The 22,265-nt window shown below is 69.2% G+C and carries 24 protein-coding genes; 11 read left to right on the plus strand and 13 right to left on the minus strand.

The window, feature by feature from the left end; all coding sequences use genetic code 11:
* Positions 1-157: 157 nt before the first annotated feature.
* The 3 genes from ITJ62_RS02150 to ITJ62_RS02160 are packed head-to-tail and all read left to right on the plus strand — an operon-like array spanning position 158 to position 1,918.
* The gene (locus ITJ62_RS02150; protein WP_071261765.1) at positions 158-613 is read left to right on the plus strand and encodes a phage holin family protein; all 456 of its coding nucleotides are present in this window, start codon (positions 158-160) and stop codon (positions 611-613) included.
* Positions 610-852 (plus strand): DUF3618 domain-containing protein, encoded by a 243-nt coding sequence (locus ITJ62_RS02155; RefSeq protein ID WP_194599500.1) that lies wholly within the window; start codon positions 610-612, stop codon positions 850-852. The genes ITJ62_RS02150 and ITJ62_RS02155 overlap by 4 nt, the downstream gene beginning before the upstream one ends.
* Positions 845-1,918, plus strand: coding sequence for a YihY/virulence factor BrkB family protein (locus tag ITJ62_RS02160; protein ID WP_370581785.1), 1,074 nt, complete (start codon positions 845-847; stop codon positions 1,916-1,918). The genes ITJ62_RS02155 and ITJ62_RS02160 overlap by 8 nt, the downstream gene beginning before the upstream one ends.
* 96 nt (positions 1,919-2,014) lie before the next feature.
* Here the strand turns inward: ITJ62_RS02160 and ITJ62_RS02165 are convergent, their stop codons facing one another.
* The 3 genes from ITJ62_RS02165 to ITJ62_RS02175 form a co-directional block, all read right to left on the minus strand.
* Complete coding sequence (locus tag ITJ62_RS02165) at positions 2,015-2,911, minus strand: SDR family oxidoreductase (protein WP_194599501.1); 897 nt, start codon at positions 2,909-2,911, stop codon at positions 2,015-2,017.
* A 58-nt stretch (positions 2,912-2,969) separates the two neighbouring features.
* Positions 2,970-3,878 (minus strand): SMP-30/gluconolactonase/LRE family protein, encoded by a 909-nt coding sequence (locus tag ITJ62_RS02170; protein ID WP_194599502.1) that lies wholly within the window; start codon positions 3,876-3,878, stop codon positions 2,970-2,972.
* Positions 3,879-4,008: 130 nt separating this feature from the next.
* Complete coding sequence (locus tag ITJ62_RS02175; RefSeq protein ID WP_194599503.1) at positions 4,009-5,793, minus strand: glycoside hydrolase family 15 protein; 1,785 nt, start codon at positions 5,791-5,793, stop codon at positions 4,009-4,011.
* A gap of 187 nt (positions 5,794-5,980) precedes the next feature.
* On the opposite strand from ITJ62_RS02175, the gene ITJ62_RS02180 reads away from it, so the two are divergent.
* The gene (locus tag ITJ62_RS02180; RefSeq protein ID WP_159877347.1) at positions 5,981-6,820 is read left to right on the plus strand and encodes an SDR family oxidoreductase; all 840 of its coding nucleotides are present in this window, start codon (positions 5,981-5,983) and stop codon (positions 6,818-6,820) included.
* Positions 6,821-6,842: 22 nt separating this feature from the next.
* Here ITJ62_RS02180 and ITJ62_RS02185 read toward each other — a convergent pair whose 3' ends face one another.
* Positions 6,843-8,021 carry an FUSC family protein gene (locus ITJ62_RS02185; RefSeq protein ID WP_194599504.1) on the minus strand — a complete coding sequence of 393 codons (1,179 nt, stop codon included), beginning with the start codon at positions 8,019-8,021 and terminating at the stop codon, positions 6,843-6,845.
* A 117-nt stretch (positions 8,022-8,138) separates the two neighbouring features.
* Here ITJ62_RS02185 and ITJ62_RS19150 point away from each other — a divergent pair, with 117 nt between their 5' ends.
* Positions 8,139-8,267, plus strand: a complete 129-nt coding sequence (locus tag ITJ62_RS19150; RefSeq protein ID WP_255376699.1) for a hypothetical protein — start codon at positions 8,139-8,141, stop codon at positions 8,265-8,267.
* 71 nt (positions 8,268-8,338) lie between these two features.
* On the opposite strand, the gene ITJ62_RS02190 is transcribed toward ITJ62_RS19150, so the two are convergent.
* Entirely contained in the window at positions 8,339-8,902 is a 564-nt protein-coding gene (locus ITJ62_RS02190; RefSeq protein ID WP_138946186.1) for a Dps family protein, read from the minus strand.
* A gap of 188 nt (positions 8,903-9,090) precedes the next feature.
* On the opposite strand from ITJ62_RS02190, the gene ITJ62_RS02195 reads away from it, so the two are divergent.
* From ITJ62_RS02195 to ITJ62_RS02205, 3 genes are all read left to right on the plus strand, one after another.
* Positions 9,091-9,411 carry a hypothetical protein gene (locus ITJ62_RS02195; protein ID WP_064297077.1) on the plus strand — a complete coding sequence of 107 codons (321 nt, stop codon included), beginning with the start codon at positions 9,091-9,093 and terminating at the stop codon, positions 9,409-9,411.
* Positions 9,408-9,674 (plus strand): hypothetical protein, encoded by a 267-nt coding sequence (locus ITJ62_RS02200; protein ID WP_194599505.1) that lies wholly within the window; start codon positions 9,408-9,410, stop codon positions 9,672-9,674. The genes ITJ62_RS02195 and ITJ62_RS02200 overlap by 4 nt, the downstream gene beginning before the upstream one ends.
* 175 nt (positions 9,675-9,849) lie before the next feature.
* Positions 9,850-10,152, plus strand: a complete 303-nt coding sequence (locus ITJ62_RS02205) for a hypothetical protein (protein ID WP_085512050.1) — start codon at positions 9,850-9,852, stop codon at positions 10,150-10,152.
* Between the two features lie 79 nt (positions 10,153-10,231).
* Here ITJ62_RS02205 and ITJ62_RS02210 read toward each other — a convergent pair whose 3' ends face one another.
* The 6 genes from ITJ62_RS02210 to ITJ62_RS02235 form a co-directional block, all read right to left on the minus strand.
* Entirely contained in the window at positions 10,232-12,544 is a 2,313-nt protein-coding gene (locus ITJ62_RS02210; protein ID WP_194599506.1) for a glycoside hydrolase family 3 N-terminal domain-containing protein, read from the minus strand.
* On the minus strand, positions 12,541-13,593 hold the full coding sequence (locus tag ITJ62_RS02215) for an ABC transporter permease (RefSeq protein WP_194599507.1): 1,053 nt from the start codon (positions 13,591-13,593) through the stop codon (positions 12,541-12,543). Before ITJ62_RS02215 ends, ITJ62_RS02210 begins: the two co-directional genes overlap by 4 nt.
* 1 nt (position 13,594) lies before the next feature.
* A complete protein-coding gene (locus ITJ62_RS02220; protein WP_064297072.1) occupies positions 13,595-14,578 on the minus strand; it encodes an ABC transporter permease in 984 nt (327 codons plus the stop codon).
* Positions 14,575-15,372: an ABC transporter ATP-binding protein gene (locus tag ITJ62_RS02225; protein WP_056009243.1), complete on the minus strand. Its 798-nt coding sequence runs from the start codon at positions 15,370-15,372 to the stop codon at positions 14,575-14,577. Before ITJ62_RS02225 ends, ITJ62_RS02220 begins: the two co-directional genes overlap by 4 nt.
* Entirely contained in the window at positions 15,369-16,241 is an 873-nt protein-coding gene (locus ITJ62_RS02230) for an ABC transporter ATP-binding protein (RefSeq protein WP_138946183.1), read from the minus strand. Before ITJ62_RS02230 ends, ITJ62_RS02225 begins: the two co-directional genes overlap by 4 nt.
* 103 nt (positions 16,242-16,344) lie before the next feature.
* A complete protein-coding gene (locus tag ITJ62_RS02235; RefSeq protein ID WP_194599508.1) occupies positions 16,345-18,003 on the minus strand; it encodes an ABC transporter substrate-binding protein in 1,659 nt (552 codons plus the stop codon).
* Positions 18,004-18,135: 132 nt separating this feature from the next.
* Between ITJ62_RS02235 and ITJ62_RS02240 the strand changes: the two genes are divergently transcribed.
* From ITJ62_RS02240 to ITJ62_RS02250, 3 genes are all read left to right on the plus strand, one after another.
* Positions 18,136-18,783, plus strand: a complete 648-nt coding sequence (locus tag ITJ62_RS02240) for a TetR/AcrR family transcriptional regulator (protein ID WP_079704852.1) — start codon at positions 18,136-18,138, stop codon at positions 18,781-18,783.
* 142 nt (positions 18,784-18,925) lie between these two features.
* Positions 18,926-19,357 carry a hypothetical protein gene (locus tag ITJ62_RS02245; RefSeq protein WP_194599509.1) on the plus strand — a complete coding sequence of 144 codons (432 nt, stop codon included), beginning with the start codon at positions 18,926-18,928 and terminating at the stop codon, positions 19,355-19,357.
* A gap of 185 nt (positions 19,358-19,542) precedes the next feature.
* Positions 19,543-20,814 carry an HNH endonuclease signature motif containing protein gene (locus tag ITJ62_RS02250; RefSeq protein ID WP_194599510.1) on the plus strand — a complete coding sequence of 424 codons (1,272 nt, stop codon included), beginning with the start codon at positions 19,543-19,545 and terminating at the stop codon, positions 20,812-20,814.
* Positions 20,815-21,034: 220 nt separating this feature from the next.
* On the opposite strand, the gene ITJ62_RS02255 is transcribed toward ITJ62_RS02250, so the two are convergent.
* Positions 21,035-21,640 (minus strand): maleylpyruvate isomerase family mycothiol-dependent enzyme, encoded by a 606-nt coding sequence (locus ITJ62_RS02255; RefSeq protein WP_194599511.1) that lies wholly within the window; start codon positions 21,638-21,640, stop codon positions 21,035-21,037.
* 20 nt (positions 21,641-21,660) lie between these two features.
* Entirely contained in the window at positions 21,661-22,233 is a 573-nt protein-coding gene (locus tag ITJ62_RS02260) for a YdeI family protein (RefSeq protein WP_191940326.1), read from the minus strand.
* Positions 22,234-22,265: the final 32 nt, after the last annotated feature.

The following is a 22,265-nucleotide window of genomic DNA, read 5'->3' on the forward strand; positions in this document are numbered from 1 at the left end:
ATCGGGTGGTGAGGTCGGTACAGGCTACCCCGTTTACTTGTAGATGTAACCAATTGAGGGTCGTCCTATTCCGCGATCGGCCGACACGCCTGTCAAGCCCTTGTCTCGCGCGCGCGAGGGGTGTGGGCTGGAGGACCACAACGAGAAGAGTGCTCACATGACCGATGCCAGCAGCGCGGCCGACCGCAGACGGAGTCGCCGCGGACTTCCTCCCATGAAGACCCTCCTCACCGACCTCCGCGAGGACGTCGTCCGCCTCGTCACGGGCGAGATCGCCCTGTTCAAGGCGGAGATGACGAAGAAGGCCAAGGACCTCGGGATCGGCGCGGGGATGCTCGTCGTCGCCCTCGTGCTCGTGCTCTTCGGCTTCGGGACGCTCATCGCGGCCGCCGTCCTCGGACTCGCCACCGTGCTCCCCGCCTGGCTCGCCGCCCTCATCGTCGGCGTCGTCCTCATCCTCGTCGCCGGGATCCTGGCGCTCGTCGGCGTCAAGAAGCTCAAGGCCGGCGCCAAGCCCGTTCCCGAGCGCAGTGTCGAAGCCCTCACCGGCGACCACCTCGCAGAGCACCAGCAGCACGACTCGAAGCACGACACCAAGGAGGCCGCAGCATGAGCGACCAGGATCTCGCCCGCCCCACTCCCCCCGAGGGCGCCGGACTGAACACCCTGCAGCTCGACGTCGAGCAGACGCGTGAGCACCTCGCGCAGACGCTCGACCTCCTCTCCCAAAAGTTCGACGTCCGCACCGCGGTCGCGTACCACTTGCGCACCACCGCCATCGTCGTCGCCTCGGTCGCGGTCGTCGGCGCCGGCGTCCTGCTGTGGCGTGCGAACCGAGGGCACCGTGTCTGAGCCCACCAAGGAGGACCGCCTCGAGCGCAGCACGCCGGACGATCCGCGGAACCGCGATGCGGACCACGCGGAAGAGACGATGAACCCCCAGCGCGTCCCCGTCCCCTGGGGCTACGTCCTGAAGCGGACGCTGCACTCCTTCACCTCGAACCAGTGCACCGACCTCGCCGCGGGCCTCACCTACTTCGCGATCCTGTCGCTGTTCCCGGCCGTCCTCGCGCTCGTCTCGATCCTCGGCCTCTTCGGACAGAGCCGCAACGGCACCGACGCCCTCCTCGAGATCGTCGGCAACCTCGCACCGGGCGACAGCCTCGGCTTCCTGACCGACGCGGTGAACCAGTTCGTCGAGTCACCCGCGATCGGCTTCGCGCTCATCGCCGGTATCGGCGGTGCCGTGTGGTCGGCATCCGGCTACGTGGGCGGCTTCGGGCGCGCACTCAACCGCATGTACGGGGTCGAGGAGGGTCGCAAGATCTGGTCCCTGCGTCCGACGCAGCTCGGCGTGACCCTCGTCGTCCTGCTCGTCATCTCGGTGATCGCCCTCGCACTCATCGTGTCCGGCCCGGTCGCCCAGGCCATCGGACAGGCGGTCGGTCTCGGTGAGACGGGCCTCACGGTCTGGTCGATCGCGAAGTGGCCGGTCATGGCCGCCGCGCTCGTCTTCGTCATCGCCGTGCTGTACACCGCGACGCCGAACATCAAGCCGGAGAAGTTCCGTTGGATCAGCATCGGTGCGCTCGCCGCGCTCCTGATCCTGCTCATCGCCTCGGTCGGGTTTGGGTTCTACATCGCGAACTTCAGCAACTACGACGCCACCTACGGCTCGCTCGCCGGCATCATCATCTTCCTGCTGTGGATCTGGATCGCGAACCTCGCACTGCTGTTCGGCGCCCAGCTCGACATCGAGATCCAGCGTGGCCGCCAGCTCGCCTCGGGTGTCGCCGCGGAGCAGGAGCTGCAGCTGCCGCTGCGCTCGGACGCCGCGATCAAGGCGCTCGCCGACCGCGACGCGAAGGACGCCCTCGAGGGCCGTCGGGTCCGGCGTGCAGCGGACCGCACGGACTGACCCAAACAGCCCGCGAACTGTCAGAACAAGCTAGTCGGATGGTGGTCCGACTAGCCGGAACTGACAGTTCGCGGGCTGCTGTGGGGTGGGACGGGGTTACGGCGTGGGCATACCGCCGTTGACGTTCAGGGTCTCACCGAGCACATAGCTCGACTCCGCCGACGCGAGGAACACGTAGGCGGGCGCGAGCTCGGCCGGCTGGCCCATACGGCCGAGCGGGGTGTCCTCGCCGAACTCGGCGATCTTGTCCTGCGGCTGACCGTCCGACACCTGGAGCGGCGTCCAGATCGGGCCGGGCGCGACCGCGTTGACGCGGATGCCCTTTGGCGCGAGCTGCTGCGCCAGCGCCTTCGTGAAGGCGTTGATGGTCGCCTTGGTCGACGCGTAGTCCACGAGGATGTCGGAGGGCGAGTACGCCTGGATCGACGTCGTGTTGATGATCGACGAGCCGGCCGGGAGGTGCGGGAGCGCGGCCTTCGAGAGCCAGAACATCGCGTAGACGTTGGTCTTGAAGGTGTCGTCGAACTGCTCGTCCGTGAGGGTGGTGAGGTCCTCGTTGAACGTCTGCTTGCCGCCGTTGTTCACGAGGATGTCGAGTCCTCCGAGACCCTCGACCGTCTGCGCGACGAGGTCGCGGCAGTAGGACGGGTCCCGCAGATCGCCCGGCAGGGTGAGGACGGTGACGCCTGCCTCGCGGACGATGCCGGCGATGCGCTGTGCGTCCTCTTCCTCCTCCGGCAGGTAGGACAGCGCGACGGAGGCACCCTCGCGGGCGAAGGCGATCGCCGTGGCGGCACCGATGCCGGAGTCGCCGCCGGTGATGAGCGCCTTGCGGCCGGTGAGGCGACCCGAACCGCGGTAGCTCTCCTCGCCGAGGTCGGCCTTGGGGTCGAGCTTCGCGTCGAGACCCGGCTCGGGCTGGTGCTGCTTCTCGGCGGTGATATGGGCGTAGAGCTTCGCCGGGTCGGTGAAGGTGTACTGGTCGTCGGCCATGGTGATGGTCCTCTCGTTCAGTGGTTGGTCGTGGTCGGACAGATCGGAGTCGTGCAGGTCAGATGGGGTCGACGTCGTCGGTGCGCGCCGAGGGCGATCGGTTGCCGTAGACGCCCACGGGTCGGCCGGTCGCGAGCCCGTCGAATCGGAAGATGCCGCCGCTGAGCGGTGCGTCCTGCAGCTGTTCCTCGGTGAGCCCTTCCCGGGCGGTGCCGACGAGCAGCGTGTCGAGCGCGGGACCGACGAACGCGACGGAGGTGACAGCTGGTGCCGGGACCGTGAGCCGGTCCTCGACCGCACCGTCGGCGCCCCAACGCAAGACGCTCCCGTCACCCGAGACGCCGTTCCAGAACCGGCCCTCCGTGTCGAGCGCGAGGCCGTCGGAGTCGTGACCGACGAGGAACGGCTCGAGCGCACCGATACCGCCGTCGTCGTCGTAGGCCGCACGGTAGACGGTCTGTTCGGCCGTGTCGGTCACGTAGACCGTTCGCCCGTCATCCGACCATTCGAAGCCGTTGGTGACGCCGAAGCCACCGAGGAGGGTACGCAGACCGGCGTCGTCGAGCAGGTAGAGCGCGGCGGCGGGGTCGTCCGAGGCGTCGTCCATCGAGCCGACCAGGAACCGACCGAGCGGGTCGACCTTCGCCTCGTTGCTGCGCATGCCCGAGTGGGCGTGGTCGAGTTTCGCGAGGGTCTCGTCGATGAGCCCGTCGTCGTCCAGGGTGGCGATCCGATCGCCGAGGGCGGCGATGTACCCGCCGGCCGCACGCGGCTGAACGGCGCTCAGCGGCGGAGGAAGTTCGGTGACGCGGTCGTCGCGCCCGTCGACGGCACCGTCGATCGGCCCACGATGGAGGGTGCCCGCGGTGATGTCGACCCAGACGACCTCGTCGGTGCGCGCGTCCCACCAGATGCTCTCGACGAGGATCGCGGGGGTGTCTCGGAAGACCTGTGGGTGAACATCCATCACCTCCACGGTACGGACCCGGACGGGTGTGCCCGCGGGGCTTGCTTTCCCAGCATCCGGCGGGTACCCGCGTGCGTGCCCTTCGACACTTCGACAGGCTCAGTGCGCCGCAGCTCAGGGACCGGGGACGTCAATCCTCCTCGGTGAGCTCCTTGATCGTGAGGGCCGCGTTGATGAGCGCGAGGTGGCTCAGCGCCTGCGGCAGGTTGCCCCAGTGCGCACCGTCGGCCGGGTCGATCATCTCGGCGAGGATCCCGACGTCGTTGGTCATGCCGACGAGCTCGTCCATGGCCGCGATCGCCTCGTCGTGACGACCGACGCAGGCGAGCGCGGAGGCCCGCCAGAACGCACAGGCGACGAAGGTGTACTCCTCCTGCTGCACGCCCGAGTACCGGTACAGCAGCGCCCCCTCGCCGAGTTCGGCCGTCAGCGCGTCGATCGTCGAGGACATCCTGTCACCGCGGTCGAACCCGCTCATCGCGTGCAGCAGTACGGAGGCGTCGAGGTCGTCGCTCCCGGGGAACATGACGTACGCGCCGCTCTCCTCGTTCCACCCGTGCTCGTCGATCCACTCCCGGATGCGGGTCTGCTCGGTGCGCCAGCGGTCGGCACTGCCGGCGACCTGCCCGAGCTCCGCCAGGTGCACCGCATCGCCGAGCGCCTGCCAGCAGCCCATCTTCGACGACACGTAGTGCTCCTCCTGGGGCAGCTCCCACATGCCGGCGTCACGGTTCCGCCAGAGGTCGCAGGTGCGGTCGGCGACCTCGGCGAGCAGGCGGCCGGTCTCCACGTCGAGCACGTTGCCGGCGTCGACGTAGGTGCGGCAGATCGCGAAGAGGTCGCCGTAGACGCCGAGCTGCAGCTGCCCCTGGGCAGGGTTCCCGCTGACCACCGGACCGATGCAGCGCCACCCGGCGACGTCGTGCTCGACCACACCATCGGGCACACCGCCCTCGAGTCCGTAGAAGATGTGCAGCTCCGGCCCGTTCTCGCGGATGGTGCGCAGCAACCAGGACACGGCCGCGTGCGTCTCCTCGCGGAGACCGAAGCGGACGAGCGCGTGCGCGGTGTACGCGAGGTCGCGCACCCAGGCGAAGCGGTAGTCCCAGTTCTTGGCCCCGCGCGGGTTCTCCGGGAGCGAGGTGGTCGCCGCGGCCGCGATGGCACCGGTGGGGCTGAAGATCAGGAGTTTGAGCGCGAGCGCGCTGCGCTGCACCTGATCCGCCCAGGGGCCTTCGTAGGAGAAGGCCCGGGACCAGGCGCGCCAGTTGTCGATCGTCCGATCGATGCCGACATCGACGTTCGCCGGGACCGGCAGATGGATCGGCTCACCGTGGGTGGCGACGATGATCAGCAGGTGACGGGAGTTCTCGGTGGTCGTGAACCGACCGGAGAGCTCCGTCGGCATGGCCCCGTCGACCTCGACCTCCTCCGGCCCGTACTCGTCGCCGACGACCGCGATCGTCGTCGCGCCGGAGCGGATGATGGGGCCGCGCGTGCTGTCCTCGATCCAGGGCGAGGCCGTCCCCAGTGCGGTCCCGGGCCGGACGCGCCAGGTGAACTCGACACTGCCCGACACCCCGTCGATCCGGCGCGCGAGTTCAGCCCAAGGCAGGCGACCCGCGATGCCCGTGACGAGTGCGTCCGTGATCGTCGCACGCCCGTGCTCGGTCGTGAAGGTCGTGCGCAGCACGTTGGTGCCGGACACGTAGCGTCGCGTGACGGTGTACTCGCCGACCGGCTCGAGCTCGATGCACCCGCCGGAGTCGTCGTCGAGCAGCCGGGCGAACACCGGCATGGAGCCGAGGTCGGGGATCGGCAGCCAGTCGACCTGGCCACGGAGTCCGATGAGGGCGACGGTGCGGCCGTCCCCGATCGGTGCGTACGAACGGAGATCCTCGCCAGCTGCGGTCATGCGCTTCACCCTACGAGCCGCGCCTCGGAATCGCCGGGGCTGGCGGCCCCGGCACGCGGCTGCTAGCGCGGGACGCCTGGTGCCGGGCGGGCGTCAACCCCTGGAGGCGGATCGCCCGGATCGGCTTGGCTGAACGGACCGCAACCACAGCATGCTGGCACGCACAGCAGCACAGGGAAGGAACACCATGAACCAGCCCGCTCAGCAGCAGCAGCCGCCCGGGACCGAGGGAGCGCTCACGCCGCAGGCCGACCACGGCGAGACCAGCTACCGGGGTTCGGGCAAGCTCGAGGGCAAGGTCGCCATCATCACCGGCGGCGACAGCGGCATCGGGAAGGCCGTCGCGATCGCCTACGCCCGCGAAGGGGCGGACGTCGTCGTCAGCTACCTCGACGAGGACGAGGACGCGGCCGACACGGTCCGCTGGGTCGAGGAGGCCGGCCGGACCGCCCTCAGCATCGGTGGCGACCTGACGAGCCCCGAGCACTGTCGCGAGATCGTCCGCACGACGGTCGAACGCTTCGGGAAGGTCGACATCCTCGTGAGCAACGCCGCGTACCAGATGACCCGGGAGAGCCTGGCCGAGATCCCGGACGAGGAGTGGGACCACACGCTCGCCACGAACCTGAGCGCGTTCTTCCACCTGAGCAAGGCAGCCGTCCCACATATGGCTCCGGGTTCCTCGATCATCGCGACGAGCTCGGTGCAGGCCGACTCGCCGTCGCCGCAGCTCATGCCCTATGCCATGACCAAGGCTGGGCTCGCGAGCATGACCGCTTCGCTCGCCCAGATGCTCGGCGGCGACGGCATCCGCGTGAACGCGGTCGCCCCCGGTCCGATCTGGACGCCCCTGATCCCGTCGACGATGCCGCCCGAGACGGTCGAGTCGTTCGGGACGGACACCCCGCTCGGGCGTCCGGGCCAGCCTGCCGAGGTCGCTCCGCCCTACGTACTGCTCGCCTCGGACGAGGGGAGCTACATCTCGGGCGCCGTCATCGCGGTGACCGGCGGCAAGCCGATCCTCTGAGGACCGGCGCGCCGGGCGCCGCTCAGGCGTCGGGCGACCGCTCCGAGCGTTCGATCTCGGCGTGGATGCGGCGCAGCGCGAACAGCAGGTTCTCGCCACCCGCATCCTCCGCCGGGTCGTCGTCGTCCGGCTCCCGACCGGCCGCACCGCTCGCGCCCGCGTGGGCCGAGCGCACCGCCCGACGTAGCATCGTCAGCGCCCGGTCGGAGGCACGCAGCGCATCGGAGAGACGCTCGTCGTCGATCGCCGCCTCGACGAGGTCGGCCGAGGCGTCGATCGCATCGGCGAGTGCACTTCGGACGCCCTCGTCGAGTTCGACCGGCACCGGGATCCCCCAGAGCGCCGCACGCAGGGCGTCACCGATCTCCACGACCACCGGCGCGATCCGCTCGAGGGCGGCGAGCGCCCCCTCATCCCCGCGGAAGTCGTGTCGGTTCCACCGCGTGCGCGGATTGGCCCGGCGGCTCTCCGCGGCGTCTCTCATCAGCCCGCGGGCCGCGTCGACGTCGTGCCGGATGGCGAGCAGCGAGCTGTCCCAGGACGGCGGGTCGTCCGGGGTCGGTGCCGACTCGGATCGGAGGGTGTCCGACATGCTCCGGAGCGCACCGACCATCCGCGACCTCGCGGCCGAGATCCCGGCCGCAGACTCGCGGACGAACAGCGGCGGCATGATGAGCAGGTTCACGAGGAGCCCGACGAGCACGCCGAGGGCCATCTGCACGAGGTACCCGAGGGAGAAGTCGTTGGCGTTCGCCCCGCCGATGATGATGACGAAGAGCGCCGCGATGGGGACGTAGTCACGGCCCTGTCCGAGCCCCGGGAGGCCGGCGAGCAGCGTGCCGAGACCGACCGACAGCGAGACGGACACCCAGCCGGGCGCGGGCGAGACGATGAGCAGCCACGCGAGTCCGATGCCGAGGCCCAGACCGATGAGGGTCTGCAGGCTCGAGCGCACCGAGTCCATGAGCGTCGGCGTGAGGCTCACGAGGGCGCCGAGCGGGGCGTAGTAGGAGAAGTCGCCGAGCTCGCCCGGGAGCAGGCTGCCGAGGAACCAGGCCGCGGTGGCCGCGATGGCCACCTTGAGCGCGAGCATGAGGCGCCACGGACGCAGCGCGGGCATGATCCACGCGCCGACCCGCTGTTTCGGCGTGCGGATGCTCCCTGTGGCGGTCGTGCGCCCGGTCACCTCATCGCCGCTCATCACAGCCGCCATGGTGGTCTGGCCCTGTCGAAGCGTCAACCCCCACGCGCCGATCAGCTCGGCGGCCTAGCGTTGGTCTGGTCATCTCCGATGGCGACAACCAGGAAGGAAGCGAACATGACGAACGCATCTGCATCATCCTCACGTCCCGACGCGGAGGAGATCCCCGACGGATCGGGCTCCGACGGTTCCGAGTCGACCGACGGTGAGGACACGGCGTCGGGCGGCGGCGCCGACGACGAGTAGTCGCCGAACCGACATCCGACCCCGACGGGTGGCGGCGCCGACGACGAGTCGCCGTCGGACGCCGCCCCGGGTCAGCGACTGCGGGTCGCCGTCCGGTTCTCCGCGCTGATCATCCACGCGAACTGCTCCAGCTGCTGGATGATCGCGTGGAGGATGTCCGCGCTCGTCGGGTCTTCCTCGTCGACGTCGTCGTGGACCCGACGCATCGTGCCGACGACCGCCTCGAGTCGGACGGTGATCAGGTCGATCGTCTCCGAGGTGTCGATCTCGCCCTGCGGGTACTCGGGCAGCGTCGTGGTCTCGGCGACGATGTCGCTGCGTCCGTCCGGCACGGCGTGCAGGGCACGCATGCGCTCCGCGACGGTGTCGCTGAACTCGCGCGCGGCGTCGATGATCTCGTCGAGCTGCAGGTGCGTGTCGCGGAAGTTGCGTCCGATGACGTTCCAGTGCGCCTGCTTGCCCTGGATCGACAGCTCGATGAGGTCGACGAGGACGGCCTGCATGTTGGCGTCGAGTTCCTTCGACGCGACGAAGCCCTTCTCGGCGTTCTGCCGACGGGTGGGCTTCGGCCCGGATCCTCCGGGAGCCGATCGGGTCGTGCTCTCGGTCTTGCTGGTCTTCTCTGCTGTTGCCATGGTTGGCACCTCCTGCACCGCAGGTTACGCACCGTACCTGTCGATCCCGGGGCCCTTGACATCGACGCCGAAGCATCCCATTCGCGCCCGCGCGGCCGTCAGCTGGGTTTTCGGAGCCGAGAGTCTTAAGGTGAAGCGACACCGCGATAGACACCGCGTGACGCACAACGAGGAGAGCACGGCCCGCCATGGGAAAACTGATCTACGGTTCTGAGGTCTCGATCACCTTCGAGGACCGGCTGCTTGCGCACCTGCAGTTCGTGATCGGTGCGAAGCTCCGCCGGAACGAGGCTTTCTACTTCGGTTGGAAGGACGACCCGCGCGCCGGTGACGGACGCAGCGTCATCTGGATCCACCCCTCGGTGCCGTTGCGTTTCAAGTACTCGGGCAGCGTCCCGATCGACCTCAACCGCGCGTGGATCGACGCGCTGAACGTCACGGCGAACTCCGCCCACGGCCTCTCGGTCATCGCGGAGCCCGCTCCGAGCCGGACAGGACAAGTCGCATGAGCCGCATGGAGATCGTCTACCAGGGACTTCCGTACTCGATCGCCGTCGAGGATCCGGACGAGTTCCGCGCCGAGGTGCTCGAGAGCATCTCCGCGGGAGAGTACCGCTGGCTGCAGGTCGACCGCGGCGAGGGCCAGCTGGAACCCATCACCCTCCTGATCGGCCCCGGGATCGGCATCGCGATGGGCACACCGGACGGCCCGTCCCAGGACACCCCGTCCTCAGCACTCCCCCAGGGGCAGGACCCCGACCTGCTGTCCTGACCTCCGCGTCGAAGCGCATAGCGCAGCCGACACCTCGAAATCAACAGTTGAGGGCGAGGATTTCAGGTTTTCTAGACTTGTTCGGCGGACGTTGAAGTGGGTCTCCAGGCTGGCCGCTCGACACCGGCGCATCTCGCCGTGTCGATCGTCGGAGGTCCGGAGAAGGGCACAGCACATGGGCGCGATCGTATACGGAACGGGCGAGAACCGGTTCCACCTCGAGGACCGGATGCTGGCTCACGTCAAGACCATCACCCTCATGAAGCTCCGCCGGAACGAGTCGTTCTCGGTGACGCTGCGCGACACCTCGACGGAACGCGGCCGCGTCACGCTCTGGCTGCACCCGTCGATCCCGCTGCAGTTCAGCTTCGATTCGGACGAGACGTTCGAGATGGACCGGCCCCTGCTGGAGGACCTCATGCACGGCGCCAACGGCGGCGAGGTCACCGTCCGCGCTGACGCGGACGAACTGGCGTAGTCGTCGCGAGCTCTCACGGGCACCGCACGAAACAGGAGGGACTTCGTGCGGCCCCGTGAGGGTCCCGCCGGCCGACGGCTCAGTCGGCGATCGTGAAGCGGACCGCGTGCAGCGCATCGGCCCGTGACGAGCCGCCCACCCGCAGCTCGAACTCGCCCGCTTCGACGACCCGTCGTCCCCTGGCGTCGACGATGGAGCAGTCGGCGACGGGCAGTTCGATCGTGACCGTCGCCGTGTCGCCCGGTTGGATCGCGACCTGGCGGAACGTCCTCAGCTCCTGATCGGCCCAGCTCACTGAGGTGACGAGGTCGCTGACGTACGCCTGCACCGTCTCGAGGACGGGGCGCGAACCGCTGTTGCGCACCTCGACCTCGGCGCGCACGGTGGCGTCACGTCCGTAGACGGCCTGGTCGAGGCGCGGCTCCCCGTACTCGACGCTCGAGTAGGACAGTCCGTCGCCGAACGCGAACGCGGGCTCCTGCGTGAGGTCGGCATAGCGGTCGCCGTGCTGGCCGCGGATCTGGTTGTAGTACGTCGGCTGCTGGCCGGCGTGCCGCGCGAAGGAGATCGGCAGACGACCGGTCGGCTCGATGAGACCGAGCAGGAGTTCCGCGATCGCCCGACCGCCCTGCATGCCGGGGCTCGCCGCCCACACGATCGCGTCGGCGTGCAGCGCGGACGGCGGCAGCACGAGCGGCTTCGAAGCGAGCAGGACGACGACGAGCGGCTTGCCGGTGGCGGCCAGGGCGTCGAGCAGTGCCACCTGTCCGCCGATGAGCTCGAGCGTCGCGGTGGAGCGGCCCTCCCCCACGAGTTCGATGCGGTCGCCCACCACGGCGACGACCACGTCGGCGTCCTCGGCCAACGAGACGGCTTCCGCGATGAGCGCCTCGTCGGGTCGCGCGGGCGTGACGAGCGGCGGACGCGGCTGTCCATCGGGGAAGGTCGCCCCCGCGGGATCGGGTGAGAGCGTGAGGATGTCCGCACCGAACGCGGTCGTGACCGTGCTTCCGGCGGGTGCGACCGCACGCAGGCCGTCGACCACGGTGGTGATCATCTCGCGCGGCTGGCCGTCAGGCAACCAACCGGCCTGGCCGGAGTTGCCCGCCCAGTCGCCGAGCTGCATCTGCGCGTCGTCCGCGAGCGGACCCACGACGGCGATGCGCTGCGGCCCGGCCTCGGACGTCGCGATCGCCCTGCCTGCCTCGTCCGCCCGATAGCCGCCGGCGAGCGGCAGCACGCCCTCGTTGCGGAGCAGGACGAGGGAACGCCGCGCAGTCTCGAGGTTGAGCTCGGTGTGCTCCGGCGAGCCGATCACCGCGAGCTGCTCGGCGGCGTCCGGGTGCCGCGGGCGCTCGAACAGGCCGAGCGCGAACTTCAGGGTGAGGATGCGACGGACCGCCCGGTCGAGGTCGGCCTCCTCGAGCAGCCCGCGCTCGAGCGCCTCCAGGGCACCTTCGAAGAAGCCGGGCGTGGTCATCACCATGTCGTTGCCGGCGCGGATCGCCGCGGCAGAGGCGTGCACGTAGTCCGGACTGACGTGCTGCTCCCACACCATGCGGCCCACGTTGTCCCAGTCGGTGATGAGCGTCCCCTCGTACCCCCACTCACCACGGAGGACGTCGTTGAGTAGCCACTCGTTGACCGTGATCGGCACCCCGTCGATCGACTGGTAGCCGAGCATGAAGCTGGCGCAGCCCTCGCGGGCGACCCGCTCGAACGGCGGGAGGAACCATGACCGCAGCTTGCGCGGGGAGATGTCGGCCTCGCTCGCGTCGCGGCCACCCTGCGTCTCGGAGTAGCCGGCGAAGTGCTTGGCCGTCGCGAGGATGGCGGTCGGGTCGGACAGGCCGTCGCCCTGGTAGCCGCGCACCATCGCGGAGGCCAGCTCGCCGATGAGGAAGGGGTCCTCACCGAAGGTCTCGCCGACGCGCCCCCAGCGGAGGTCGCGGGCGATGCAGAGCACCGGCGAGAACGTCCAGTGGACACCCGTGGCAGCGACCTCCACGGCCGTGGCCCTGGCGACCTGTTCGAGCAGCTCGGCGTCCCAGCTCGCGGCCATCGCCAGTTGCGTGGGGAAGATCGTCGCGCCGAGGTGGAAGGAGTGACCGTGGATGCAGTCCTCCCCCACGATCAGCGGGATCCGCAGTCGCGTCCGCCCGACGAGTTCATGGGCGAGCGCGAGGCGCTCCGGCGAGGCGTGCAGGACCGAGCCGACGTGCGTCTCGAGCACGTGCGCCTCGATGTCGTCGCGGGCGTCGAGCTGCATCATCTGCCCGACCTTCTCGCGGACGGTCATCCGCTCGACGAGGTCGTCGACGCGGGCCGCGATCGGCAGCGCGGGGTCGAGGTAGCGGGCGTCCTCGAGGTGGCGGGCGGTGTCGGTCTTCATCGTTCGGTGGCTCCAGCGCGTTCGGTGTGGGTCGTGGCGGTGATCGTGGACGGCCCGGCCGTGTCGGTACGGACAGCGGTGACGCTCGCCCCGGGCTTGATCCCGCGCTTGCGGAGGGCCCTGGCGCGTTCACCCGCCGAGCGGAGCCTCGGGTTCACGTACTCGTCGATCCCGAAGTTGATGAGCGACAGCGCGACACCGAGCAGGGCGATGCAGACACCGGCGGGCACGTACCACCACCAGAAGTCGGGGAAGGCGCCGTTCTGCTGCGCCCAGAACAGGATGGTGCCCCAGTTGAGGTTCGTGATGGGGATGACGCCGATGAACGCGAGCGTGGTGAGCCCGAGCACTGCAGCGGTGACCGTGCCCACGAAGCTGGAGGCGATGATGGCGGTGAGGTTCGGCAGCATCTCGACGGTGATGATCCGGAAGAGGGACTCCCCGTTCGCCTTCGCCGCCTGGATGAAGTCGCGGTTCCGCAGCGACATCGTCTGCGCGCGGAGCACCCGGCCGCCCCACGCCCACCCGGTGAGCGCCAGGACACCGGCGATGAGGAACAGGCTCGGGTTGTCGTACTGGGACGCCACGATGATCATGAGCGGCAGCCCCGGGATGACGAGGAAGACGTTCGTCAGCGCGGACAGCGACTCGCTCGTGAACCCGGAGACGTACCCGGCGGTGACCCCGATGGCGACGGCGATGATCGTCGCGAAGATTCCGGCCAGGAAGCCGACGAGGAGTACACCCCGGGTGCCGTAGATCAGCTGGCTCAGGACGTCCTCACCCATGTGCGTGGTACCGAGCAGATGCGCGGCGGACGGTGCCTGGCGCAGCGCGGTGAAGTCCTTCTCGAGCGGGCCGTACGGCGCGATGAGGTCGCCGAAGACCGCGACGAGGACGAAGAACCCGAGGATGCAGAGCCCCGCGATCGACTTGCCGTTCCGGAACATCGCGAACGACGACGCGAAGCGGGCGGCGAACGAGCGGCCCGCGGGCGTCGGCTTGGGCGCCTCAGCGGTGGCGAGGGCCTCGGTGGTGGGGATGGTCATGTCAGGACTCCATCTGGCGGGTGCGGGGGTCGAGCACCGCGTAGGCGACGTCGGCCAGGATGTTCGCGACGAGGACGGTGAGCGTGATGACGAGGAAGAGCCCCTGCATGAGCGGGTAGTCCTTCGCCGTCGTGGCGTCGAGCAGCAGCTTGCCGACGCCCGGGTAGGAGAAGACCATCTCCATGACGATCGTGCCGCCGACGATGAAGCCGAGCGACAGGGCGAAGCTCGACAGCTGCGGCAGCATCGCGTTGCGTGCGGCGTAGTCGACGAGCACCCGGCGGGTCGGCAGGCCCTTCGCCTGGGCGACGGTCACGTAGTCCTCGTCGAGGACGGTGACCATCATGTTGCGCATGCCGAGGATCCAGCCGCCGAGCGAGGCGAGCACGATCGTCGCCGCCGGGAGGAACCCGTGCGCGATCACCTGCCCGATGAAGTCGAGCGAGAACTCCGGCCTCGACCCCTTGCCGTAGGCGTGGGAGGCGGGGAACCAGCCGAGCAGGGTGGAGAACACCGCGATCGCGATGAGGCCCATCCAGAAGTACGGCACCGTCGAGAAGAAGGTGGACAGCGGGACGATGAAGTCCGCTTTGCTGCCGCGTCGCCAGCCGATGAGGGCGCCGATGGAGGTGCCGAGGACGAACGACAGGATCGTCGCGATCCCGACGAGTCCCACGGTCCACGGCAGAGCGGCGGCGATCACGTCGGTGACGGGAGCGAGGCCTTTCGAGAAGGACCGTCCGAGGTCACCAGAGAACAGGAGCCGCCAGTAGTCGAGGTACTGCTCGAGCATCGACTTGTCGGCGTCGAGCCCGAACAGGGTGCGCAGCGAATCCGCTGCCTCCGGGCTGATGCGGCCCTGGTTCTTCGCGATGTACGCCGAGACCGGATCGCCCTTGAGCATCCGCGGCAGGAAGAAGTTGATCGTGATCGCGGCCCACGCGGTGAACGCGTAGAAGGCGGCGCGACGGAGGAAGAAGGTCATGCGATGGTCTCCGTTCCCGCGAAGTGGCGGTCGGGGTCGGGCGACGCGTTGCGGAGGGCGAGCGTGTAGGGATGCTGCGGGCGGAGGATCACGTCGTCGGCCGGGCCTCGCTCGACCACCTCGCCGTGGTGCAGGACCATGATCTCGTCGCTGAAGTGCCGCGCGGTCGCGAGATCGTGCGTGATGTAGAGCACACCGAGTTGCGACTCGCGCTGCAGCTCGGCCAGGAGGTTGAGGACGCCCAGTCGGATGGAGACGTCGAGCATCGAGACGGGCTCGTCGGCGATGAGGAGGGACGGACGCGACGCGAGCGCACGCGCGATGGCGACCCGCTGGCGCTGACCGCCGGACAGTTCGTGGGGCCGGCGGTCGATGGTGCCGGCCGGGTCGAGCTGCACGCGCTCGAGGAGGCGGTGCACCTCGTCCTCGACCTCGGCCTCGGGGACGACGTGGTCGAGGCGCAGCGGTCGCTCCAGGTGGTGGCGGATCGTGTGCGACGGGTTCAGCGAGGCGAACGGGTCCTGGAAGACCATGCGGACCTGCTGTCGGTAGCGGCGGAGTGCACGACCACGACGCGGGATGGCCTTGCCGTCGAGCAGGATGTCGCCGCTCGTCGCCCGCTCCAGCTGGGTGAGGATCTTCGCGATGGTCGACTTGCCACTGCCGGACTGTCCGACGAGGGCGAGCGTCTGGCCGGACCGCAGGGTGAAACTGACGTCGTCGAGCGCGAGCATGTGACCGGAACCACGGACCCGGTAGCGCTTCGAGACGTGCGAGAACTCGAGGGTGGTCATGCGGTCACTCCTGCCTGGGTGGCCGACGTGGCGGCACCGGTCCCGCGGACGAAGTCGCCGCGCTCGCCGGTGAGGCTCGGGAAGGACGCGAGCAGCTTCCGCGTGTACGGGTCCTTCGCCTGTCGGTAGATGCGTTCCGCCGTGTCGATCTCGACGAGCCGGCCGGCACGCATGACGGCGATGCGGTCGGAGATCTCGAGGAGCAGCGGGAGGTCGTGGGTGATGAAGATGACCGAGAAGCCGAACTCGGTGCGGAGCTCGGAGATCTGTTGGAGGATCTCGCGCTGCACGAGCACGTCGAGCGCGGTGGTCGGCTCGTCCATGATCATCAGCTGCGGTTTCAGGGCGAGCGCCATCGCGATCATGACGCGCTGGCGCATGCCGCCGGAGAGCTCGTGGGGGTAGGACTTCAGGCGGTCGCGGCCGACCCCGACGATGTCGAGCAGCTTGCCCGCCTCCTCGCGGCGTTCGGCGCGTGACATGCCCCGGCGGTGCGTGGTGAAGACGTCGTCGAGCTGCCGCCCGATCGAGGTGACCGGGTTGAGGGCGTTCATGGCACCCTGGAACACCATGGAGGCCTTGTCCCAGCGGAATGCGCGCATCTCCTCCTCGCCGAGCCGGCCGAGGTCGATGTCCTCACCGGACTCGTCGTGGAAGACGGCGGTCCCGCCCGTGATGACCGCCGGTGGTTTGAGGAGCCGTTGCAGGCCGTAGGCGAGGGTGGTCTTGCCGCAGCCGGACTCGCCGGCCAGGCCGAGGATCTCGCCACGGCGGAGGGTGAGCGAGACGTCGCGCACGGCTTCGACGGGTGGTTCCACGTCGTAGGTGACGCTGAAGGAGGACACCGTCAGCAGGTCGTCGTTGGTCACTGCATGAGTCCGTTCTGTGCTGGTCGCGGTGCATGCCGTTGCGCATGCGGGAGGTGACGGGCGGGGCGGATGAGCGCCCCGCCCGTCGGTGTGGTGCCCGTGTCTACTTCGCGGCCTTGAGCTGCGTGAGGATGTAGACCGCGGTCGGCTGCGTCGGGTCGGCGGGCGCGTAGGGGTCGTCCTCGCTCGGCCATCCGGTGTAGTTCCGCGTGTTGTACGAACCGATGAACGGGCGCGTGCCGATCGGCATGGCCGGGACGTCGGAGACGAACAGCTTCTGCACGGTCTCGAGCGCGGCTGCCCGCGTCGCGTCGTCCGTCGCGTTGGCGTAGGCGGCGAGCGCCGCGGTGGCCTCCGGGCTGTCGTACCGACCGAAGTTGAAGTCGGCCGCCTCGCCCTCGGCGACGAGCCAGCGGCCGTCCATGATGTCGGAGTACAGGTCGTACGGCGTCGCGCCGGTGTCGGTCCAGTGCAGGATGGCCTGGAAGTCGCCGTCCGACTTCGCCGCCCACCAGGTGTCCTGGTCGGGGGTGTCGACCGTGGCGGTGACGCCCAGCGTCTTGACCGAGTCGGCGATGAGGCTGATGCCGGTCACGTAGTCGTTCCAGCCCTGCGGCACCGACAGCGTGAAGGTGACGGCCTCGCCGGACGGGTCGGTGAGGACGTCGTCCTCCCAGGTGTAGCCGGCGTCGGTCAGGACCTGCTTCGCGGCCTTCGCGTCGACGGTGTAGTCCTCGCCCTCGAACTCGGAGGCGATGAACGCGTCGCCCGCCGGGGTCGGGAGACCGGTCACCGAGCTGAGCTCGGGGACGCCGCCCTCACGGGCGATCTGCTGGTGCTGCTCGCGGTCGATGACGAGGTTCACCGCCTGGCGGAACGCGGGGTCGTTGAACGGCTTCGTCTGCGTGTTCACGAACATCGCGTCGACGGCGAGACCGGCGGCCGCCCAGTAGACGTTGTGTTCCTTGTCCTTGTCGAGGTACGCGGACTGCACGTTCGGGATGAAGGCCTGTGCCCAGTCGGCGTCGCCGTTCGCGAGGGCGGTGGTGAGGGCCGTGTTGTCGTTGTACGACACGTAGTAGAGCGTCGGCACGGCCGGCTGCTCACCCCAGTAGTCGTCGCGGGCGGAGAGTTCGACGCTCTCGGTGCTGAAGCTCGTGAGCGTGTACGGACCGGTGCCGACGGGCTCCGGGTTCTCGAAGGTGGCGGGGTCGTCGACGGACTCCCACACGTGCTTCGGGACGATCTGCTTCAGGAGCACCTTGTCCTGCTTCACGAACATGGGGTTCGTGAACGACAGGGTGACGGTGTCGCCTTCGGTCGCCACCGCGGTGAGGCCGAGGGCCGAGTTGTCGAGCTCCGGGTGGTCGATGAACTGCTGGAAGGTGAACGCGATGTCGTCGGCGCTGAACGCCTCGCCGTCGTTCCAGGTGACGCCCTCGCGCGCGGTCAGCGCGACGGAGGTGTAGTCGTCGGACCAGGCGATCTCGGAGGCGAGCCAGGGCTTCACCTCGGCGCTCGGGTCGACGAGGTTGACGATCGCGAGCGGCTCCAGGATCGCGTTGATATAGCCGAGCTTCATGGCGGACGAGTCGCCGACGTAGGGGTTGTTGGATTCGGTGGCGATCGAGCCGTCCGGCTTCGCGATCGTCAGGGCGGCGCCGCTCTCGGGGCCGTCGCTCGACCCGCCGCCACCGGTGCATCCGGTGAGCAGCAGGGCTGTGGCCGCGAACGCGGCCAGCAGTGGGGTTCTCAGCTTCATCGCTTTCTCCTCTTGGGTGTGCGCTGCGGCAGTGCGGCGCAAGTCGGGATTCGGTGATAACTTACTGACCATTCAGTAAGTTGGCAAGCGCGGTAGTGTCGGGCGCATCGAGGCCCCCGCGGAACGGACACCATGAGCACGGTGAAACGACAGAACACGGCGAAACGACCGGCCCAGCCACGCCCGGCGACCGTGGCGAGGCGAGCCGAGGTCGTCCGCTCCGCGCTGGACGTCTTCGGCGCCAAGGGGTACGCGAACGGCACCCTCATCGACATCGCCGAGCTCGTCGACATGACGCCGGCGGGCATCCTGCACCACTTCGGTTCGAAGGACCAGCTCCTCCTCGAGGTGCTCAGCTACCGCGACGCGACGGATGTGCAGGACCTCGACGACCAGCACATCCCCGGCGGTATCGACCTGTTCAAACACCTGATCCGCACCGCCGCCGCGAACGCGCAGCGTGCCGGGATCGTGCAGGCGTTCGTCGTCCTGTCGGCGGAGTCGGTGACCGAGGACCACCCGGCCAGGCACTACTTCGACGACCGCTACCGAACCCTCCGGCGTGAGATCGCGGAGGCGTTCGAGGTGGTGTGCGCCGAGCGGGGCGTGGATGCGCCCGAGACGATCCACCGTGCGGCGGCGTCGATCCTGGCGGTCATGGACGGCCTGCAGGTGCAGTGGCTCATCGACCCTGCGGACGTCGACCTCGCCGAGACCAGCGAGTACGCGATCCGGGTGATCGTCGAGTCGGTGCTCGGGCCGGGCGCGCTGGACGGCTGAGTCGCCCGAATCGGTCCGTTTTCCGGCTGTTTTCGAGCAATTCCGGGCGACTCAGTGGGCCGAGCAGGATTCGAGAAGCGCCGTGGGGCTCGCAGGGCTACCGTGAGAGGCGGACCACAGCCCCGAACGGAAGGACGTCGACATGGCCGAGAAGCAGTCGAGCACGAAGAGCGGATTCAGCGCCGAGGAACGCGCGGCGATGAAGGAGCGCGCCAAGGAGCTGAAGGCGGCCGCGAGTCGCGAGGAGGCACTGCAGGCCGTCGTCGACGCGATCGCGGACATGGAAGACGCCGACCGCGCGATCGCCGAGCCGTTGCATGAGCTGATCGTGGGTGGCGACTCCGGCCTCGCAGCCAAGACCTGGTACGGCATGCCCGCCTACGTCGGTGCCGACGGCAAGGCGGTCGTGTTCTTCCAGGCGGCGGCGAAGTTCAAGGCGCGCTACGCGACCATCGGGTTCAACGACTCCGCGAAGCTCGACGACGGCGACCTGTGGCCGACCGCGTTCGGGGTCACCGCGTGGAACGACGCCGTCGCGAAGCGTGTCGCGGACCTGCTCGCGCGGGCTGTCTGACCCCGTCCGGTCGCTGGGCCGGTCGCCCATGGACGATCCTCCTCCGCTCCCTGAGCCTGCCGAAGGGCACATGAATCGGGCACCCCTCCACCGGTCCCTGAACTTGTCGAAGGGCACACGAGCAACTTCCACAACCGACTCGACTCGGCATCTGGAATGTCAGTGGTCCATGGTGGACTTGTCCCATGACCGAGACCACCCTCACCGCGATCCGCGTCGGCGACGAGTACGCCGCGCGCCTGGTGGAGTTCTCGGACGAGTGGGCAGAGCTCCACCGGCAGCAAGCCGTCCTGGACGCGCGGAAAGCGCGCCTCCTGGCCCGTTCCGCCGCCTACGCCGACGCGCTCGCCGACTCGGTCGTTCCAGCCGTCTTCCCGCCGGCCGAGCGCCTGGCGCTCTCTCGCCGCTCCACCTGCGCTGCACTCGCGATGGCGACGCGCACGCCCGAGCAGACGGTCCAGCGGGCGACGAACGACGCCGAGCGGCTCGTCAACGAAGCCCCGGCAGTGCTCGAGTCGCTCGAGGCCGGGCGCATCTCGGCCCGGCACGCGCAGACGATCATCGACCAACTCAGTGACGTGCCGGTCGCTGGGCGGGCAGCGTTCCTCGCGGAAGTCCTGCCTGTCGCCGAGCAGACGACCAACGCGAACCTCCGCAAGCGCGCCCGCACGCTCCGCGAGCGACTCCACCCCGAGTCCATCACCGCACGCGCCCGGCGATCCGAGGCCGACCGCCGCGTCGAGTTCGAACCCGCCGCCGACGGCATGGCCTGGGTGCACCTCTTCACCACCGCGCCCATCGCCCAGGGCATCATCGAGCGGGTCGAAGCGGCCGCCGCGGAATCGCGCAACGCAGGTGACACCCGCACCTGCGCACAACTCCAGGCCGACGCCCTGGCGGCGCTCGCGCTCACCGGAGTCACGCCCGACGACGTCATGTCGAGCCCGGTCCTTCCGCACCCGATCGAGGTGCAAGAGCACATCGAACCGACCGTGCAGATCACCGTCCCCGCCTTGAGCATGGCCGGTGTCTCTGACGCCCCGGCCACGCTCGACGGGTACGGGCCCATCGATCCCGCAACCGCCGCACGTATCGCGGTGAACGCGCCAAGCTTCACCCGAATCCTCGTCCAGCCGGAAACCGGCGCAGTCCTGTCCGTCGGCCGGAATCAATACCGGGTCCCGGCCGACCTGCAACGCGCGGTCCGGCTGCGAGACGGCACCTGTCGCGCACCGGGCTGCGGCAGACGAGCCCGGGCGTGTGATCTCGATCATTCGGTCGCGTGGGACGACGGCGGGACGACGGATGTCGGCAATCTCGCCTGCCTGTGTCGACATCACCACCGCATGAAACACCTGCCCGGGTGGAACCTCGAACACGGGCCCGGCGGGGTCCTCGACTGGACGACACCCGACGGGAAACACCACCGGACGGAACCCGAACCCGCCCCATTCTGAGCCTGTCGACGTGTCGAAGGGTTCCTCGTGGGCACTTCGACAAGCTCAGTGACCGGAAGAGGCGTGCCCGGGACGATGAGGCGTCCTCGTGCGCCCTTCGACAGGCTCAGCGACCGGGAGAAGTGTGCCCGGAACGTTTCCGTCCCTGAGCTTGTCGAAGGGCGGCCGCGACACCTCGACACGCGGAAGAGGCACGCCCGGGTGACTTCCAGCCCGTCCCTCACCGCCCACGCAGAGTTAGCCCGGTCAGCCTACCTGACACCGCGAGCAAGAGGTCGAGCGCCGATCCCCGGACCTCGTCGCCCTCACCCCAGCTCGTCCCGGCGTCCTCGGCGACGAGCCGGACGCCCCGGGCGCGTTGCTTGCCACCGCCCATCGAGACGCCGGTCCGGAGCTGGTACTCCAACGCCACGAGGACCGCGGCTGTCGGGTAGTCCGCGCTGATGCCGAGCGGCCGACGGGCGTCCTCACCATGCACGATGGCCTCGACGAGCCTGGTCGCGAGGTTCGCCGGCGGCGTGCATGTCAGCTCGGCGGCGTCCGCCAGAGCGCGGAGCGTCTCCTGTGGATCGTTCCTCCGCTCCCGCTCGACCCCGCGTGCGTTGTCGAGGTCGAAATCGAACCGCGCCGCGATGAGTCGTCGGACGAATCCCAGCCGCGTGGTCTGCGCCGAGTCGACGAGATGGGCCACGACGTCGTGCACGTCCCATCCCGTGCACAGCGACGGCGTCCCCCACTGGTCGTCGCCCAGTACCGACAGGTCCGCGACGAGCCGCCGACGTTCCTCGTGGACGACCGGCCAGACGGTCCCTGGCGAGACCCTCATCCGTGCCGATCCACCCACCATCAGCGGTAGTGCTGCTCGCCCCGGGCGGCCTTCTCGACCACGTCCGCGATGCGGGCGGCCCTGATCGCGGGCGTCTTGATGTTGCTCAGGCGGAAGAAGACACGGAATCGGTCGGTGCGGCCGAGCGTCGCGAAGTACGCCGCCGCCTCGGGGTTCGCATCGAGCGCAGCCTGGAGATCATCCGGAGCGACGGCGTCCTTCTGCCGGTACGCCACGTCCCACCGCCCGTCGGCCTTGGCACGTTCGATCTCCGCGAGCCCACCGGGACGCATCCGCCCCTCCTCGATGAGGCGGGCGACGTGCTCCCGGTTGATCTGCGACCACGGGCTGCTCTTCCGCCGCGGCGTGAACGCCTGCAGCGTGTAGTCGTCGTCGAACCGTTTGCTCTGTCCGTCGATCCATCCGTAACAGAGGGCGACGTCGAGCGCCTCCGACCAGGTGATCCCCGACGCCTTCGAGGTCTTCTTCCGCAGCTTCAACCGAACACCCGCGTCGCTCGGCGCGCCGGCGAGGTAGGCCTCCCACTCATCGAGCGTGAGGTCCAGGATCGGTTTCTCCTCGAAGCTCGCCACGTGAGCGAGCGTAGCGCGCACGGGCGACGCGG

Source organism: Plantibacter sp. VKM Ac-2876 (assembly GCF_015350715.1).
GTDB classification, from domain to species: Bacteria; Actinomycetota; Actinomycetes; order Actinomycetales; family Microbacteriaceae; genus Plantibacter; species Plantibacter auratus.